This is a genomic window from Desulfobotulus pelophilus (genome assembly GCF_026155325.1).
In the GTDB taxonomy this organism is placed as follows: domain Bacteria; phylum Desulfobacterota; class Desulfobacteria; order Desulfobacterales; family ASO4-4; genus Desulfobotulus; species Desulfobotulus pelophilus.
Genome location: NZ_JAPFPW010000005.1, coordinates 1 through 17943, shown reverse-complemented (window position 1 = coordinate 17943; position 17943 = coordinate 1). Strand labels below are relative to the sequence as shown.

Annotated in this window: 13 protein-coding genes; 11 read left to right on the top strand and 2 right to left on the bottom strand. The window is 51.4% G+C overall.

Annotated elements, in window-relative coordinates; all coding sequences use genetic code 11:
- Nucleotides 1–5: 5 nt before the first annotated feature.
- Entirely contained in the window at nt 6–788 is a 783-nt protein-coding gene (locus OOT00_RS05795; protein WP_265424370.1) for a hypothetical protein, read from the bottom strand.
- 171 nt (nt 789–959) lie between these two features.
- Nucleotides 960–1613, bottom strand: a complete 654-nt coding sequence (locus OOT00_RS05790; protein WP_265424369.1) for a class I SAM-dependent methyltransferase — start codon at nt 1611–1613, stop codon at nt 960–962.
- Between the two features lie 454 nt (nt 1614–2067).
- Here OOT00_RS05790 and OOT00_RS05785 point away from each other — a divergent pair, with 454 nt between their 5' ends.
- The 11 genes from OOT00_RS05785 to OOT00_RS05735 all read left to right on the top strand — a co-directional run bounded on the left by OOT00_RS05785 (nt 2068) and on the right by OOT00_RS05735 (nt 17909).
- Nucleotides 2068–3183, top strand: coding sequence for an aminopeptidase P family protein (locus OOT00_RS05785; RefSeq protein ID WP_265424368.1), 1116 nt, complete (start codon nt 2068–2070; stop codon nt 3181–3183).
- Nucleotides 3180–4079 (top strand): site-specific tyrosine recombinase XerD, encoded by a 900-nt coding sequence (gene xerD, locus OOT00_RS05780; RefSeq protein ID WP_265424367.1) that lies wholly within the window; start codon nt 3180–3182, stop codon nt 4077–4079. The genes OOT00_RS05785 and xerD overlap by 4 nt, the downstream gene beginning before the upstream one ends.
- A gap of 138 nt (nt 4080–4217) precedes the next feature.
- Nucleotides 4218–4637, top strand: a complete 420-nt coding sequence (locus OOT00_RS05775; protein WP_265424366.1) for a GNAT family N-acetyltransferase — start codon at nt 4218–4220, stop codon at nt 4635–4637.
- Nucleotides 4638–4678: 41 nt separating this feature from the next.
- Nucleotides 4679–6331 (top strand): PfaD family polyunsaturated fatty acid/polyketide biosynthesis protein, encoded by a 1653-nt coding sequence (locus OOT00_RS05770; RefSeq protein ID WP_265424365.1) that lies wholly within the window; start codon nt 4679–4681, stop codon nt 6329–6331.
- A gap of 18 nt (nt 6332–6349) precedes the next feature.
- The gene (locus tag OOT00_RS05765) at nt 6350–13057 is read left to right on the top strand and encodes a type I polyketide synthase (protein WP_265424364.1); all 6708 of its coding nucleotides are present in this window, start codon (nt 6350–6352) and stop codon (nt 13055–13057) included.
- A 41-nt stretch (nt 13058–13098) separates the two neighbouring features.
- A complete protein-coding gene (locus OOT00_RS05760) occupies nt 13099–13908 on the top strand; it encodes an alpha/beta hydrolase (protein ID WP_265424363.1) in 810 nt (269 codons plus the stop codon).
- A gap of 440 nt (nt 13909–14348) precedes the next feature.
- Complete coding sequence (locus tag OOT00_RS05755; RefSeq protein WP_265424362.1) at nt 14349–14765, top strand: hypothetical protein; 417 nt, start codon at nt 14349–14351, stop codon at nt 14763–14765.
- Nucleotides 14766–14908: 143 nt separating this feature from the next.
- Nucleotides 14909–16225, top strand: a complete 1317-nt coding sequence (locus OOT00_RS05750; protein WP_265424361.1) for a hypothetical protein — start codon at nt 14909–14911, stop codon at nt 16223–16225.
- The gene (locus OOT00_RS05745) at nt 16225–16662 is read left to right on the top strand and encodes a DUF6678 family protein (RefSeq protein WP_265424360.1); all 438 of its coding nucleotides are present in this window, start codon (nt 16225–16227) and stop codon (nt 16660–16662) included. Before OOT00_RS05750 ends, OOT00_RS05745 begins: the two co-directional genes overlap by 1 nt.
- Before the next feature lie 78 nt (nt 16663–16740).
- The gene (locus OOT00_RS05740) at nt 16741–17484 is read left to right on the top strand and encodes a hypothetical protein (RefSeq protein ID WP_265424359.1); all 744 of its coding nucleotides are present in this window, start codon (nt 16741–16743) and stop codon (nt 17482–17484) included.
- On the top strand, nt 17481–17909 hold the full coding sequence (locus OOT00_RS05735) for a hypothetical protein (protein WP_265424358.1): 429 nt from the start codon (nt 17481–17483) through the stop codon (nt 17907–17909). The genes OOT00_RS05740 and OOT00_RS05735 overlap by 4 nt, the downstream gene beginning before the upstream one ends.
- The last annotated feature ends 34 nt before the right edge of the window (nt 17910–17943 follow it).

Sequence of the window (17943 nt, the reverse complement as noted above, 5' to 3'; positions counted from 1 at the left end):
TTTCTTCACACATTCCTGCCACCAGGAACAACACGCAGCCTGTGGGTCTGCCTGAGTTTTTCCGTCAGTGCTGCGATAATCATGGATACGGCTATGGTATCATCCATCTGATCTTCGGGAATACCTTCCACAAGGGCGCAGTCTTTCAAAAGATCGGGATTGGGTGGCCAGAGATAATGGCCCAGAATATAAACAGCCAGAGCCGAATCCGTGAGATCCGGATAGCCGCCTTCAAAATGGGCCAGTGCCACCCTGTCCCTCAGCGAAAGACCCGCTTCCAGATCCCTCAGCACCGACTCCATGTCTGGAAAAGGATTGCCTCCTTCGGAAGGAAGCCTTGCTCTCAGAACATGCTGAAGCCGTTCCGGGCGGGTACGAAGCAGACACATGGCAAAAAGGGCTTTTACGATATCACGGCAAACGGGGAAATGCCGGGGAGAAACATCGGAATCAATCCGCAGCCACACAATCCCTTTTTCATAAACCCAGTCCCTGCATCGGGCTGCCAGCGCATGAACCGCATCTTCGTCAGGTGGCAGGCTGAGCCATGCTCTTCCATCTGAACCAACACGTCCACGCAGGGAAGCTACGGATTCCGCATCCGGATCCTCGGTGAAAAACAGCAGTCCGTCTTCCCGCTCCGCTGTCTTTTCAGCGCCTTCCATTTTTTCCGGCAGGGTACCGGATATTTCCACATAGTGCACTGCAATATCACAAACGGTGGCCACATCCTTCAGTATCTGTTCCAGCTCTCCCTTACCATGGCTTAAGATTATGGCCTCAATCATACCCCTATCCTTCCCTTCCCCGGAAATAAAACAAAAGCCTCTATCTCAAAAAAACCGGATATCAGCGGAACAGCTTCCGCCGCATTCTCCGCATACGCTCCTGAAAAACGAGAGCCCGAAAATGGGGCCTCAAAAAAATTTCTGTTTACCACATCCAGCCCTTTTTTCCCATCATTCATCTGTCAGGACAGGTTTCTGCATAAGAATGACATCCTTTCCTTCAAAAATAACCCGGAGGCCACCCTTTTGTGCCAGATAGGAAAAGGTCTCCCTGCTGAAAAAACTGACATGGGTGGGGTCATTTTTATAGTGCCACCTTGCAAAGGCTTCCCCATCAAGGACCAGTTTGGTCATAATCCCAAGCCATCCGCCGGGACGAAGCATGCCCAGAACAAATGGCCAGGTCCATGCCGGTACATTCCAATGTTCCACAACTTCCGTACAGGTTATAAAATCATACAGTTCTTCAAGAACGCTGGCATCCGGTGCAAAAAAAGGATCATACACAGCCATGCTGTGCCCGGCTTCCGCCATCATCCGTGGCAGAGCAGGTCCGGGACCACAGCCGAAATCCAGCCCCTTCCGTCCCCGCTCCCCCAGTTTTTGATTCAAGGGTATAACAAGGCGGCTGATAAACCGGCGGTACCCCTCATCCTCCGGATCATTCTCATGCAATTCATAAACAGCTTTTTCCGCACTGGAAGACAGATGAAACACAGGATCCACAAAAACCAGCAGGCATTCACCACACCGCAGATAAAGACGGCGCTTACCCCGAAAAAAAACGGCGGAATCAGCGGAATGACATAAAGGGCAGGCAAACATTTTTTCCTCTCTTCAATCAGAGATATTCCTGACCATAAGGATGAATTCCCGCCGTCCCTATGAATGCGCTCCACAGGATGAATAGCCGGTCAGGGGATCTGTTCTGGTTCCATGTCCACTGTTCAGCCAACAACGTTCTTTGCATCCCTGAAAAATCCATGGATCTTGCCTCGTACCCCAAAAATCAGACAAAACGACCATGGCAGGCCATCCCCAACCCAATGATACCTGAACAAACCCGAATCAAAAAATCTTTTTCTCTGCCTCCACACCATTCAGTCAGCAGGTGCGGAATGTCTCCTTTAAAAAAACACCTCTCTCCATTGCTCCCTTTTTTTCATTGATGCTATAGAGAAAAAGCCATACAGGCAGCTACCCAGACAGTCCGCAGGCTGGCACTGCACTTTCACTGTTTTCAAGTTCCCCATTCTTTCATGTTCAAGGAGACCCTGCTTTGAATCCTTCCCTTTCCTCACGAATAGAGACTTTTCGCAACCGCATGGCAGATCATGGCATAGACACCATGATGGTTCTTGTGGAAGAAAACCGGCGTTACCTCAGCGGTTTCACCGGCGAAGACAACGGCTATGATGAGTCTTCCGGTGTACTTTTCATCACCCAAAACAAACTCCTTCTGGCCACGGACTCCCGCTTTGTCTTTCAGGCCAAAACCGAAGCCCCGGGCTATGATATTTACGGCTATAAAAAAGGCCTGGCTGCAGAACTACCCGATATTCTGGCACAGTTGAATACCCAGATTCTGGGATTTGAACCGGCAAAACTTTCCGTGAAAGACCATGAACGGATGAAGCAATCTCTCGATGCGTCGGGATCCTCCGTAAAACTGGCTCCGATCAGCGATCTGGTGGAGTCCTTGCGCATCATCAAGGATGAAGAAGAAATTGACATCATTCGCCGGGCACTTGCCATTACGGAACAGGCCTTACAAAATCTGCTTCCATCCCTTGTACCGGGCATGAGCGAGAAAGAAGCAGCCTGGCTCCTTGAGAAAAAACTCCGGGAAATGGGTGCAGAAGGCCTTTCCTTTCCCAGCATAGTTGCCTGCGGAGTGAATACTGCCAAACCCCACGCCCATCCCTCGGATCATCTTTTCACCACCAGAGCACCCGTTCTCTTTGACTGGGGCATCAAACTCAAAGGATACTGCTCCGACATCACCCGCACCTTTTTTCTGGACAAACCCGATGGACGCTTCATGGAAATTTTTGACGTGGTGAAAACCGCTCAGGAAAGGGCCACGGCCGCCATCCGCGAGGGTGTGAGTACAAAGGAAATTGACTCACTGGCAAGGGATTACATCAAGGAAAAGGGATATGGAGATTTCTTCGGCCACGGTCTAGGCCATGGTGTGGGCCTTGCCATCCACGAAGCTCCAAGGCTCAGCCCCATGCAGGATATCCCCCTGAAAAGCGGCATGGTGGTAACGATAGAGCCGGGGATTTACCTTCCTGAATGGGGTGGCATCCGCCTCGAGAACATGGTGGTGGTCCGTAAAGACGGGCCGGAAGTTCTCAACAGCACCACTGTGGAGGAATTTCTGCCGCAATGAACCCGGAACCGCACCCCCTGCTGGATGCCTATCTGCGGTATCTTCTGATCGAAAAGGGTCTGGCGGAGCTGACCCTGAGCGCCTATGCGGAAGATCTTGGCCGTTTTCTTCATTATGTAAAAGAAAATGATCTTGAGGTGGAAGAACTTGCACCCATGGATCTTCTGGCCTACCTTGTTCATCTTGAAAAGGAAGGACTTGCCGCCCGCAGCCGGGGGCGGCATCTGGTCAGTATCCGGGGTTTTTTCACCTTTCTTGCATCAAAAGAAACCCTGGAAAAGGATCCTTCCCGCATTGTTCGCCTGCCCCGTACAGGCCGGAAACTCCCGGATGTGCCTTCGTTTACGGAAATGGAAGCACTTCTTTCCGCACCGGCTGTGGATACGGCTCTGGGGCTCCGGGACAGGGCCATGCTGGAACTGCTCTATGCAACAGGGCTGAGGGTTTCAGAGCTCATGGGGCTAAAAGTTACAGATCTTCGTATGGATGCTGGTTTTTTACGGGTGCATGGCAAGGGAAACCGGGAGAGGGTGGTACCCTTCCATGAAAAAGCAGGGCAGGCAGTGCATATCTATATCCGGGAGGGCCGCCCCCGTATTCTGACAACCCGCACCAGTGATTATCTCTTTGTAGGAGGAACGGGAAAGCCCCTCACCCGTCAGGCCTTCTGGAAAAACCTGAAGCGCTACCGCCTGAAAGCGGGGATTACCAGACTGATTACGCCCCACAGCCTTCGCCATGCCTTTGCCACCCACCTTCTGGAGGGTGGAGCGGATCTGCGGGTGGTGCAGGCCCTGCTGGGCCATGCGGATATTGCCACCACCCAGATCTATACCCATGTGAACCGCAAAGGCCTCAAGGAAGTTCACAAACGCTTTCACCCAAGAAGCCAATAATGTTTGCATCAGGAACAGCGTTCATGCCCACCTTGACAGTCTTCCTCCCTTTGGGTATAGAGTATAGGTTTATGGTACTGAAATACAGACAGCGTGCAGGATGGAAGCATATGAAAAATGTAAGGGATCTGATCTGAAATGATAAGGAAATTCTGTGAATCGGACATGGACAGGGTTCTGGATATATGGTTGTCCGCATCCGCAGCTTCCCATGATTTTATGGAAGCCTCATTCTGGGAATCGCAGACAGACAACATGCGCCACGTCCACCTGCCTTCTTCAGAGGTATTCGTTTTTGAAAAAGACTCGGAGATAACAGGTTTTTATGCCCTTTCCGGAAATGAGCTTGCGGCTGTTTTTATTTCCCCTCCATTTCAGGGCATGGGAATGGGCAAACAGCTGCTGCTGCATGCCAGACAACAAAGGCCCAGATTGACCTTATCCGTATATAAAGCCAACAAAGCCGGGTACCAGTTTTATCGTTCCCAGGGTTTTTCACTCATCGGTGAGCAGACAGACAGGCATACCGGGCATGAGGAATACAGGATGAGCACATAACAACCTGCAATCAGGCCAAAACAGCCTCTTATGGATAGTGAATGACAACAGATATGACAAATTCTTCCATGGGCTGGTGGCAACCCGGCCCTTCTGATAAAGCCTTTCCTGAGACAAACGATCCAAAAACGGCACTGCTCGCCTTGCGCAGTCCCCTTTTTCTTGTGCTGGGAGAAAACGGCAAACCCCAGCTCCGCACATACGGGCAGGCGATTCTGGGAGGTGTCCTTTCCGGTGAAAACGCACTGCCTCTTCTTGCCTTTGTTCCCCCCCTTCCGCCTGAAAACCTCGGCAGCCGGGATTTTCTCCGGCGACACGGATTGAAATACCCCTACATAGCAGGAGCCATGGCCAACGGCATCACATCGGAAGCCATGGTGATGGAAGCGGGCCGGGCCGGAGGCATGGGCTTTTTCGGGGCTGGCGGCTGCACCCTTGCCCGCATTGAAAAGGCCATTGCCACCCTGAAAAAAGCGGCAGAATCCAGCCCCTTTCCCTTTGGCTTTAATTTTCTGCACCAGCCCGGCTCCCCGGAAGGGGAAATGGCCCTTGCGGAACTTTATCTAAAATCCGGCATCACCAGCGTCTGTGCCGCCGCCTTCATGCGCATGACCCCGGCCATTGTTCTGTACAGGGTAAGGGGCGTCACGGCGGATGAAAAGGGCCGTCCCCTGCCGAAAAACCGCATCATAGCCAAGGTTTCCAGGGTGGAAATTGCTGAAAAATTCCTTGCGCCCCCTCCGGAGAAAATTCTTACGCAACTGCTCAGCCAAGGGCTGCTAAGTGAAGATGAAGCCCGACTCGGGGCCTTACTTCCCATGGCCGATGACATCACGGCAGAAGCGGATTCCGGCGGACATACGGACAACCGTCCGGCCATGGCCCTTCTTCCCGCCATCAAAGCGGCAAGGGATGCGGCCATGGCTGCAAGGGAGTATGTCCACATCCCCTGCGTGGGTCTTGGGGGCGGCATTGCCACTCCGGCTTCTGCGGCGGCGGCCTTTGCTCTGGGAGCGGATTATATACTGGTGGGCTCCGTCCATCAGGCCTGCGTGGAATCCGGCACCTCAGATACGGTGCGGGAGATGCTGGCCCGCTGCGGACAGGCCGATGTCACCATGACCGCTGCGGCGGACATGTTTGAGATGGGTGGCAGGGTGCAGGTGCTGAAAAGGGAAACCATGTTTGCCTTACGGGCGCAGAAACTCTACACCCTTTACAGGGAGTATCCTTCCATGGAAGCCCTGCCGGAGGATGCCATCCGCTTCCTTGAAGACAAGATCTTTCAGAAAAGCATAGCAGAGGAATGGGAATCCACCCGCCGCTTTTTCATGGAACGGGATCCATCCCAGCTGAAACGGGCCGAAGAAGATCCCCGCCACCACATGGCCCTGCTCTTCCGCTCCTATCTCGGTCAGGCCTCCCTCTGGGCCATACAGGGAAATCCGGACCGCAAGGTGGATTATCAGGTCTGGTGCGGCCCGGCCATGGGTGCTTTCAATGCCTGGACCAAAAACAGTTTTCTGGAGGAGGTATCCGAACGCCGCATCCGCACCGTGGCCTTCAATCTTCTGGCCGGAGCCGCCACCCTTACCCGTTTCTCCATGCTAAAAGCCCAGTATCCGGAGATTCCGGCCCATATCGGCAATTTCTCACCACTGGGCCTTAACACCCTTGAACCCATGATGTCTTAAAGAGGATCAGGATATTCCATGACCCCTTCTTCCATATCCAAACCCTGTGATCTGGCCGTGATCGGCATGGCCTGCCTTTTTCCAAAATCACCGGACAGGCTGGCTTTCTGGCGGCTGATTTTCCGTAACCTCGATGCCATCGGTGAGGTTCCCGAAAGTCACTGGTCCAGGGAAGCCTACTTTACTCCCTCCCCCGGTGCGCCGGACAAAACCTACTGCACCCGGGGAGGCTATCTTTCTCCCTATCCCTTTGATCCATCCGCCTTTGGCATTCCGCCCAATCTCCTTGAAGTGACGGATACATCCCAGCTTCTGGGTCTGGTCACGGCCCGCTGCGCCTTAGATGACGCAGGCTACCCCCAGCAGAGGGAATATGACAGTTCCCGCACCAGTGTGATTCTCGGTGCCACGGGTACTCAGGAGCTGGTGGTGCCGCTGGCTTCCCGACTCAGCCATCCCCTGTGGAAAGAAGCACTGGAAGCCGAAGGAATCCCGGAAGATATCCAGACCGCCATTATGGAACGCATGGCGGCCGGTCATACAGCATGGCAGGAAAATGCATTCCCCGGTCTTCTGGGCAATGTCATTGCCGGACGCATTGCCAACCGCCTCAACCTTGGGGGCAGCAACTGCGTTGTGGATGCGGCCTGCGGCAGCTCCCTTGCCGCCGTACACATGGCTGTGCTGGAACTGCAGACGGGCAAAGCCGACATGGTGATCACCGGCGGCGTGGATACCTTAAACGATATTTTCATGCACATGTGCTTTGCCCAGACCGGCGTTCTTTCCCACTCCGGCGATGCCAGACCCTTTTCCGAAAAGGCCGACGGCACCGTACTGGGAGAAGGCGTGGGCATGGCCGTTCTCAAACGCCTTGAAGATGCCGAAAAAGATGGCGACCGTATCTATGCGGTCATCAAGGGCATGGGTACGGCCAGCGATGGCAGAAGCCAGAGCATCTACGCACCGGGAGCGGAAGGTCAGATTCGTGCCCTGGAAAAGGCCTGTGAAGAGGCTGGCTTTCATCCCTCCAGCGTGGATCTGGTGGAAGCCCACGGCACCGGCACCCGTGTGGGCGACGCCGTGGAATTCAAGGCCCTGCAGGCGGTGTACGGCAAAGAAAGGGACACAAGGCCCTGCATTCTCTCCTCCGTCAAGGCCAACATCGGCCATACCAAAGCCGCAGCGGGCATGGCTGGTTTCATCAAAATCGTACTCTGCCTTTATAACAAGGTGCTGCCCCCGGCACTGAAACACCTTCCCCCGGATCCGGATCTGGACATTCCCTCCTCCGGCTTTTGCATGCTTTCCCAAGCCATGCCATGGACGACAGAAAAAGACCGCCCACGTCGGGCCGCGGTCAGTGCCTTTGGCTTTGGCGGAGCGGATTACCATGCCGTGCTGGAAGAATATGGCAAAAAACGAAACGAATGGGTCTGGGATTTTCATACGGATATCTTCTCTGTTTCCGGCCCAGACACGGATACCCTTCTTCACAAGCTTGCGGATCTGGAAAAAACAGAACTGAAGGAACCCCGGATGCTGCAGGAAGTCTGCCGCCGTTCCCGATCAGATTTCTCCTCCGCCCACAGCTTTCGTCTGCTGCTCCTTCTGGAAAAAGATGGGGATATGGCAGGTACCATCAAAGAAGCCAGAGCCATTATCGGGGAAGAAAAGGAAGGCCAGCATGGCCAGATTTTTTTCGGCAAAGGGGAGTCGCCCGGAAAACTTGCCTTTCTCTTTCCCGGACAGGGCAGCCAGTATCCCGGCATGGGAAAAAGCCTTGCCTGTATTTTCCCGGAAATGCTGGAAAGCCTTGAGCTGGGGAATGCCACTCTGGCCGAATACGCTGCCCCTCACCGCAAAGAACATCTCCTTTCCCCTTTTATCCATCCCTTTACAGGTGAGGGCAAAGAAGAGGAAGAAACCCTGCGGTCCACGGATCTGGCCCAGCCCGCCATCGGCTGCGTCAGCCTTGGCATGGCCCGCATACTGGAACGTTTCGGCATCCGTCCCCATGCCACATGCGGACACAGTTACGGAGAACTCCCGGCCCTCTGCTGCGCCGGTGTGTTTCAGGAAACGGAATGCATGCAGCTTTCCGTCCTCCGGGGCCGCTACATGGCAGGTGACCCCGATGACCCAAGGGACCGGGGCGCAATGATGGCCGTACGGGCTGATGTGGAAACCCTGAAAAGCCTCATTGAAAAAGAAAACCTGAATGTGGTGCTGGCCAATGAAAACAGCCCTTCCCAGTGCGTGCTCTCCGGTGGAAAAGAGGCTCTGGATCATGCGGCCAAGGTGCTGAAGAGCCACAAAATCAGGGGAATAAGGCTGCCCGTTGCCGCCGCCTTCCACAGCCCCCTTGTGGAAGATGCGGCCAAACCCTTTGCAGAGGCCCTGCAGGGCATCACCCCCAAAGCTCCCTCCATGGAAGTCATGGCCAACGGCACAGGCCTTGCCTATGAAAAGGATGGGGATGCCATCCGCCAGACCCTTTCTTCCCAGCTCCTTTCTCCTGTTCGTTTCATCAGCAATATAAAATATCTTTATGATAAAGGTGTGCGCACCTTTGTGGAAACAGGCCCTAAAAATGTTCTCACTGGCCTTGCTTCCGCCATTCTGGAACAGGAATCCGTGCATTGTTTTGCCATGGATGCTTCCGCCGGAAAAAATTCAGGAGATATGGATCTTCTCATTCTTCTCTGCCAGCTGGCTGCCCTTGGCTATGGAGTGGACTGGTCCGGCATCCCGGAGCCACCGCCCAACCCGGAGCGGCGGATGACCATCTGGCTTTCCGGAGCCAATATCAAACCGGAACAGGGGAAAAAGGCCGCAGAAAAAAAGCCCCTTTTACGGGCAGCTGACAGCAGACTCCTTTCCGCTGAGAATCTGGCCCCTGCCCGGAGCAGGGAAACAATCCACCGGCCTGAACCAGCAGCAAAGACCCCGGCAGAGGCCCATACAAATTCTGCAGATGTGGCACCTGCATCCACCCGACAACTTGCTGCTGCGACAACTCCGGCCGGCACCCGTCAAGATTCTGTTGATGTGGCCATGCATTCCCTCCCCCATAGACCCACTGAGACTTTACAGAAACGAGGTACCCCCATGGATTCAAGGGTTCTGATGGAAGGTTTCCAAACCTTGAAAGCCCTTCAGGAACAGACCACCCGTGCCCACGAACAGTTTTTATCCCTGCAGTCCGAAGCGGGCCGCACACTGGAAAGACTGGTCCATTCCATGGGAAGGGGCGAAGGATTTTCCCTTCAGGAATACCCTGAAAAACCCTTTTCCGAAGCCGGAAGCCTTGCCCCTGTTGCAGAGAATCTTTCAACTCCGGCCAGAAATCTTTCACCTGATCCCGCCCCGGCTCCCCCGGTTCCGGCGCGACCTGTCCCTGAGGCAGCCGCAGCCAGAGCCCCTGAGACCATGGAAAATTCCAGCCAGCAGGAAAAAAACATTCTGTCCCTTCTGGTGAGCACCGTATCCCGTCATACGGGTTATCCCGAAGACATGATTCAGGCGGACATGGATCTGGAAGCGGATCTGGGCATAGACTCCATCAAAAGGGTGGAAATTCTCTCGGAGCTGGAAGGACACTTCCCGGCCATGGCCGGTTTTGCACCGGAAGTACTGGCCGAAGCCCGCAGCCTACAGGCCTTTGCCGATCTTCTGACAGACCATTCTCCGGCCTCCCTTTCCGTACCGGAAAAAACCAGTAGCACGACATCTCCAGCCAGCGCATCCCCCATCCCTGTCATCACGGAGCTGGTATCCCGCCATACGGGTTACCCCGAAGACATGATTCAGGCAGACATGGATCTGGAAGCAGATCTGGGCATAGACTCCATCAAAAGGGTGGAAATTCTCTCCGAACTGGAAGGCATTTATCCCGGCCTCGCCACCCTGGCCCAGGAAATTCTTGCCACAGCCCGCAGCATATCCGCCATAGCGGCCCTTGTGGTTCCGGATGCACAGCCAACCCATGAAAAATCCCATAACAGCCATAAAGTACAGGAAAATGTATTTCCTGCAGATGCCGCCGCAGCGATCCGTTCCATCATCGCCCGCCATACGGGTTACCCCGAAGAGATGATTCAGGCAGACATGGATCTGGAAGCGGATCTGGGCATAGACTCCATCAAAAGAGTAGAAATTCTCTCGGAGCTGGAAGGCATCTATCCCTCTCTGGCCACGATTCCCGCAGAAACCCTGCAGGAGTGCCGCAGCGTGCAGGCCATCGCAGCTCTGATTTCAGATCCTGCACCGGAAAAAGACCTGCCTTCTCCCATCACTGCAATAAAGGAAACAGCTTCCCCAGCTTCAGAAAGCAGACAGTCCTCCGCTGACACAGAGCCGTCTGCGGAGGAAATCTCCCTTATCCGAAGCACCATCCACTGGGAGGCCTTTGATCCTGAGGATGAAAACATTCCCGCTTCTCTGGCTCTGCTGCAGGACTTTTGCGATGAAACAGGCCTTTTTCCCATAAAGCAATCCCTCATCGGAAAAACTCCGAAACTCTGCCGTGCCGAAGAAGCCCTCGCCTCCTTTCAGCCCAGCCTGATTGTGCCATGGGCAGCCCATAACGATGAAAAAGCCCTGCAAAAGCTGTTCGTCTTTCTTGGGTCATGGGGCAAAAAAGCCCTTGCATCTTCTAAGGCCTGCTCCCTCTGCATCATCACCCGGAGTGACGGAAGCCTTGGGTCCAGTGATCCTTTCAGCGCTTCCCCTGAAACCCAGAGCCTTGCAGGACTCATGAGAACCCTGCAGAAGGAATGGCCGGATATGGCCCTTCGCCTTGCGGATCTTTCCGGAGAAGCAGGCGCAGCGGAGCCTCTGATGAAAAAGCTCCTCTTCAGCCGTGGCCCCCTGATCCTTGGATGCGATGCCTCAGGCCACATCCGCACCCCCCTTCTCAAGGAATGTTCCGCCGAAGAAAAGAATCCAGCCCTTGCGCCCCCTGCCAAGGACGATCTCATGCTCATCACCGGCGGAGCCTACGGCGTAACAGCAGCCTGTGTGGAAGCTCTGGCCCGTTCCTGGCCCTGCCGCATGCTCTTTACGGGCCGATCTCCGGAACCCGGCCCCGAACCCCTCTGGCTGTCCGGCATCCAGAAAAAAGAAGACATCCGGAAAGCCCTGCTGCGCCACCATTTTGCAGAAAAAACTCCCACGCCCAGAGAGCTGGATACGGAGTTCAACCGGATAAAAAACGGTCGCGCCATCCGTGACACCCTCAAAAAAATGAAAAGCCTTGGCTGCGATGCCCGCTACCTTTCCATGGACCTTGAAAAGCCGGATGCCATTGAAGGGCTTTTCAAAAAACTAAAGGAAGAAAATACCCTGCCCTCCCTCTGGGTTCACGGAGCCGGTGTACTGTCGGATAAGGCCATGGTGGATAAAAGCGCAGAGGATTTCAGCAAAGTCTTTTCCGTGAAAGCCCTTTTTGCAAAGCATATGGCCGAGGCACTGAAAGATATGCCCATGAAGGCCATGATTTTCTTTTCCTCCGTTGCCAGTCTGGAGGGCAATCCCGGACAGGCGGACTATGCCATGGCCAATGGCGTTCTCAACGCCCTCGCCCGGAGAGAAAACCTCACACGCAAAAATTGCCGGGCTCTATCCATCTGCTGGGGCCCCTGGGAAGGGGGCATGGTCACCCCTGCTCTGGCACGGCACTTTCAGCGACAGGGTGTGGGTCTGATTCCTCTGGATAAGGGCAGCGAAGCCTTCTCCCACGAAATTCTTTCCGGCAATGACCCTGAAGTACTGCTGGCAGCAGGCAGGGAGGCGGAAAAAAAAACTCTGAAAACAGAGAAAACCCCAGACAGTGCGCCTGAAACCCTGCGCATCTTTTCCGTCAGAACCCGGCCTGAATTTACGGACCACAGCATTGCAGGCAAAGCAGTGGTTCCCTTTGCCTCCCTTGCCTGTGAAATCCTGCGTCAGGAAGAAAGGCCGGATTTTCGCCCAAATCCGGATACTGACTTCCGGATTCTTGAGGATCTTCGCCTGTTAAAGGGCTGTATTCTGAATGAAGACAGCCTTCTTCCTCTGGAAGTGCAAAAAAAAGGCCGTGAGCGGACGCTGGTATCTCTGGAAAGAAAACCGGCTACCCCCCGGATGCGCTGCACCATCCGTTCCGGCAGTGTCCGCCCCCAGCTATCCCCTGTCCTCATCCATCCCCGGTCCTATCCCAGAGACTGCCGGATCGTATATGATGAGATCCTTTTCCACGGCAGAGCCTATCAGGTACTGCAGAAAATTGAGATCATGGGAGATAATGGCATGAAAGCCAGCCTTGCTCCGGAAGTTCTCAAGGCCCATCCCGATCCATTATCCCTGATTCTGGACAGTGCCATGCAACTGGCCTGCCTCTTCGGCTTTGAAAGCAGGGGCAGCGTCTGCCTGCCCACCCATGTGAAGTCCCTTCATCTGCCCCATTCTTTTACGACTTCATCCTTTACTCCGGACAAGGTAAAGGGACTGATTTATACAGCGGAAAACGGCAGCAGTCATATGCTTTTAGGCAACATCTCCTTTCTGGACAACGATGATATGCCCTGCATGGAAATAAGGGGCCTGACCATGACAGGCAGTGAGGCCATGGCGGAAAACTTCAAAACAGGGGGCATCACCCTTAGCCCCTGCATGGAAGGTGACCATGCATCCTCAGCGGACGGCTCCTTTTCCCTTCCGGACAGGCAGCGATCCGCGGGATGAAAATCCATTGCCCCTGACTTTAAAAATTCTCTGGAGTCGTGATGGAAAAAATAGTGTTGTATATCCTTGCGGGTTATGTACTTTTCTGCCTTCTGCTTTTTGCCATGCAGAGAAGCCTTCTTTATATGCCGGACAAACAGGCCCTTTCACCGAAACAGGCAATCACTCAGGGTCTTCGCCACTGGCCAGAAGAAAAGGAATACCGTGGTTTCATCGCCAGTCCGGAGCCTGATAAACCGGCCGGAACCGTACTTCTGTTCCACGGCAATGCAGGGTCCGCCTGGCACAGGACATTTTACACCACAGCCCTTTCCAGACATAACTTCCGGGTAATTCTGGCCGAATATCCGGGCTATGGCGGCCGCAGGGGCAAGATTTCCGAGACAACCTTAGTGGAAGATGCCCTGCAGAGCATCCGCCTTGCCCATGAATCCTATGGCGGTCCCCTTTATCTCTGGGGCGAATCCTTAGGCTGCGGCGTGGTGGCAGCGGCCCTGAAAAAAACGGACATTCCCGTCAAAGGTGCAGTTCTTTTTCTCCCCTGGGACAGCCTTCCGGATCTTGCCCAGAGTCATTACTGGTTTCTTCCCGCCCGCCTGCTGGCAAAAGATAGATACAACAGCATGGAAAACCTGAAAAACTTTGAAGGCAGGGTGGCGGTTCTTCTTGCGGGAGAAGACGAGATTATTCCCATCAAACATGGAAAACGGCTCTACCAGTCCCTTGGTATGGAAAAAAAGCTCTGGATTTTTGACGGTGCACGCCACAATGCCATGCCCGTATCCCCGAATCTCCCATGGTGGAAGGAAGTCATGGATTTTGTATCGGCTCAGGATCTGGATTTGGAATAAAACCGGAGCTGGATAGCATGGGGAAAGCAGGCTTGCGGCAGGATGATACCCGGAAAAAGAAAACTTGTAGTCAGAGGAAGAGTGTTTTATGGATCAAAAATGAGGTTTCTGTTTTTTGGTGAAAAATACTTTTAAAACCGTCAGTCCGGAGTTGTATGGTTTTCTAATTAACAAACAAAATGATGTGTTATCCAGATAGAAGTTTATGGTCTTGTGCCTATTGACCTGGCTGATTTCAAAGAGATCTGAAGGTTATACGGATCAGCACAATAACTTGATGGCGCGGACGCTTCGCGCCGCGCCATCGGGGCGGCGTATACCATCCGCATGCTGCCCGGCGCTCCGCGCCGACCATCACGCGGATTCAGCAGACAAATCCTCCGGCAAGCAAGCTTGCCTACGGCTTTGCAGCTGATCCGCCGCCCCGTTAGCTGAAGAGGATGATGATGAGAAACTTAGACATTTTTAATTGTGCTGCTTTAGAGATTATGCATACTAGTTTGGAAAAATTCCCAAATTTAGTTGTCGTAGATCCAAATGATATTGCGGATCGAGTTAGGGACTATTTCATCGAAAATGAAGAGAATGATCTAGATTCTCAATCTTTGTTTCACACTTGTCACGCAACGATAAAGTGGCTGAATCAAGAAGGATTTATCATTATCGAACAATCTTTTATTAGTGGTGTATGCCGTATCGTTCTGACTCAAAAAGGCTTGAATGCGTTAAACTCGGTGCCGAAATTTGCAGATAGTGAAAAGAAATCTTTCGGTCAGTACTTTCTTGAAGGTGTAAGGCCTTTACCATTCTCTTTGATGGGGAATCTAATGGCGGATTTCTTCAAGTCTATCAGCTAACAAAGCGTTCAAGAGGGATTCGCAACGCGTAGCATTTTCGTTATGCATTGATTTTATTAGTTTTTAGTGCAATGCGGTAAGTTAGTCGTTGCGTTGCTCACCCCTTAACGCGGCGTTATGCATAAAATTGAGGAAGTTTAATATTGTCGTATCAAACTGATGAGAGACTTAAAAGCTATTTAGACACAAATCAGCTTCACAGGGAGCAAATGTGTCGCGCTGTTCTTGCTAATGACAAGAGGTTTTCTGATGTAAGACCACGGCATCCAAGAGGTGGTCCTGATGGTGGTCGCGACATTCAAGCTGTATATCGAGACGAGCAAACTGCATTTGGCGCAGTCGGATTTGTTAATCAAGGCAATGATTCAGATGAACAGAAAAAAACAATAAAGAAAAAGTTTTCTGATGACTTAGAAAATGCAATCAGCGCAGACTCTAGCCTAACGGCTTTTGTTTTTTTTACGAATATTAATCTCACAATTGGAGAAAAAGATTCTCTTATTGAAAGCGCGAAGGATAAAGGGATCCTGTTTTGTGATATATATGACCGGGAAAGAATCAGAATTGTTCTTGATAGTCCTGATGGTTTTTCAATTCGATTTCAATATTTGAACATAACCCTTTCTGAAGAAGAACAAGCTAGTTTCTTCTCTCGCTGGGGGGATGACATTCAATCTGTTATCTCATCAGGTTTTCAAAAAGTAGAAGGAACACTAAATAGAGTGCTTTTTCTTCAAGAGTCAAATGATCCAATCGCTAGCTTAACAGTATCTTTTGAGCTTGATAAAAAATATAGTGCGGATGAAATAGGGCACTTTCGAGCTTTCTGTTATCTAACCCTTAAAGAACCGAAACATAAGATATTATCAATGCTATTTGGAGCTTCTGATAAATCAAATCGAATGAGAGATGATGAGGAAGCGGATTTCACCGAGCAACGTGCTGGAATTAAATATGGTATCGGATCGGGTCAATGGGAGCAGCATATAGACTTTGATGAGACGAACGATAAAACTGAAGAAGCCGATGATGAGAATGAGAAGTGGTCTCCTGTAGGCTCAGGGTCATCTATAGGAAGAGAAGAAATAGAGTTTTTACCGATAAGTTACAGTAAAAGCAGCTTTATTAGGTTTTTTCCTGTCATTAGTTTGAGAGACCTTGATGATGCAATGTTTCTCCCTTTTCTAAACAAGTCATTAGCTGAAAAGATTACTGCGATCCATGTTTACTCTAACGGCTATAAGCTTCAAGAGATTAAGTCGGACGATATAAATATAGATTCGACCAGCATTGACCCCAATTTTCCAGCGCTGTTTTCAGAAGAGGAAATAGAAGATCCTTGGGTTAGGATTAGACCTAAAAGGTCTTCAGCATATCATATGAGATTTTTCGATCATACACCAAAAAGGTTATTTACCCCTAGCCAGGTAGAGAATAGCCTCGAAGGCAGGAAGTCTTAATGCATAACAAGGCGCTGCTTGCCGATACCGGCACATCTGAAGAAAAAGAAAATATTCGAGCAACTGTTGCTAGAAGAGGATTGTGTGGCGCAGCAAACAATACCAAGTGGAACGAATTAATAACTTTTATGCGGCAGCAGGTTGAGTGGCGGCCTTCATATCGTTTCAAATGGATAAATGGACATATTTCAAGCTGGGACACCGAATGGTGGTATCACCTACCGTTCCCCTTCATGGGCGTTGAGTGGTTCGATATCGGCTTGCGTCAAGAGAGGCCAAGGGGCCGCCTCATCAAAAACGAGGTAATTGACCACTCACCATGGATTCTCAAAAAACTAAGAGAAATTGGTTTCGAGCACGAGGCCTCAGGGGATGTGGTACGGATTTTTGGCTACCTTCCCAAGTCGCTTGAAGACTTCCGACCAAGCAATGCCTAACAAGAAGTTCAAACCGTTCGCTTCGCTCACTGGGACCGGCTAAAGCCGACCCTTTAACAAATCGTTAAGTGAAACTATATGAATTGGAATCGAAGATATTTTCTACCATCTAAAGAAAAGGCATTCTCATTCTTCGTCCTCTTCGGAGAGTTTGAAAATGGGGCAAGTATTTCAGCATCCAAGTACAATTTTACTGAGGTTCCGGATAATACAGATATTGCAAAGTACCATGACGGGGCCTCGCCAGAGTACAGAGACGGATTTCGATCCGGTTATCTTTGGAATGAAATATGCCGAATGGACTCCAAATTGGCTAAAGCTATAAAAAAAGCATCAAGTTGCATGGTCATCCGTACAGAAATCAAAGATCAGGAAACCCTGGATTACCTACGCAACATTGTGGGGTTGGTAACCTATTTTCTTGATAACGGTGGCGTTTGTGTATATGAGCCGCAGCGGTTTAAATGGTGGAGCCCAACTGAATGGCGGGAATCTGTGTTTTTTCCAAAAGAGGCAAAACCGTTTCAGCACACCACAATATTGGTATCTTCCCAAGAAAATGGCAAAAAATGGTACCGCACTCGAGGGTTAAGGCTTTTTGCACGACCAGACATTAGTGTTCATGACGTCTCCGAAGAGCACGCTAGAGCAGTACATGAAATGATAAATCGTTTTATCGAATTTCAAGCACTAGGAGGCGTCATTGAGAATGGTAAGAAGATAAAAATTGAAGGTCTTCCAGAATCGATGTGGTGTGAAGTTAAAGGAAACGAAGAAGATCCGGACTTCAATAATAAACATGTAGAAGTACATTGGGCATGAAATCACTTAACAAGTTGCAGCACGCGGACCCAGCTACGGCGCACCAAAATGCGGTCGCTGCGCTCTTTTACCACATTTTGGCACGCCGCAGCTGGGCCGGTGTACAAAGCGTTATGTGTTTTGAAGGAATGGTGACAAAAGTGAAAATCTCAATATCTTCAGAGGAATTTGTGAATGAGTTCTCTGAGCTCAAACGTCAGCTAATTGAAGGCTACTTTTCAGAAGACTCAGATATATCTCGTTTAACTATTTTGAAAGAAGCTGGCATTGAAGCACAGCAATTGGATGTAGTTAAAGGAATCGTGGATGATTCATTGACTGACGCTTTTTATACCATCTTACTCGGCTTAGACGGTTGCGCTTCAATAGGTAAGCATCAAATTGAATATAAATTACCGGTAGGTGTCAAGATAGATGTCACCTGAAGCGTGATTTTTTTAAGCAGCCTCAAGGCAAGAA

Bases quoted from the DNA above. Each gene is read 5' to 3' on its own strand.
- OOT00_RS05795 (WP_265424370.1), bottom strand. From the start codon at position 788: ATGATTGAGGCCATAATCTTAAGCCATGGTAAGGGAGAGCTGGAACAG.
- OOT00_RS05790 (WP_265424369.1), bottom strand. From the start codon at position 1,613: ATGTTTGCCTGCCCTTTATGTCATTCCGCTGATTCCGCCGTTTTTTTT.
- xerD (WP_265424367.1), top strand. From the start codon at position 3,180: ATGAACCCGGAACCGCACCCCCTGCTGGATGCCTATCTGCGGTATCTT.
- OOT00_RS05775 (WP_265424366.1), top strand. From the start codon at position 4,218: ATGATAAGGAAATTCTGTGAATCGGACATGGACAGGGTTCTGGATATA.
- OOT00_RS05770 (WP_265424365.1), top strand. From the start codon at position 4,679: ATGACAACAGATATGACAAATTCTTCCATGGGCTGGTGGCAACCCGGC.
- OOT00_RS05765 (WP_265424364.1), top strand. From the start codon at position 6,350: ATGACCCCTTCTTCCATATCCAAACCCTGTGATCTGGCCGTGATCGGC.
- OOT00_RS05760 (WP_265424363.1), top strand. From the start codon at position 13,099: ATGGAAAAAATAGTGTTGTATATCCTTGCGGGTTATGTACTTTTCTGC.
- OOT00_RS05755 (WP_265424362.1), top strand. From the start codon at position 14,349: ATGATGATGAGAAACTTAGACATTTTTAATTGTGCTGCTTTAGAGATT.
- OOT00_RS05745 (WP_265424360.1), top strand. From the start codon at position 16,225: ATGCATAACAAGGCGCTGCTTGCCGATACCGGCACATCTGAAGAAAAA.
- OOT00_RS05740 (WP_265424359.1), top strand. From the start codon at position 16,741: ATGAATTGGAATCGAAGATATTTTCTACCATCTAAAGAAAAGGCATTC.
- OOT00_RS05735 (WP_265424358.1), top strand. From the start codon at position 17,481: ATGAAATCACTTAACAAGTTGCAGCACGCGGACCCAGCTACGGCGCAC.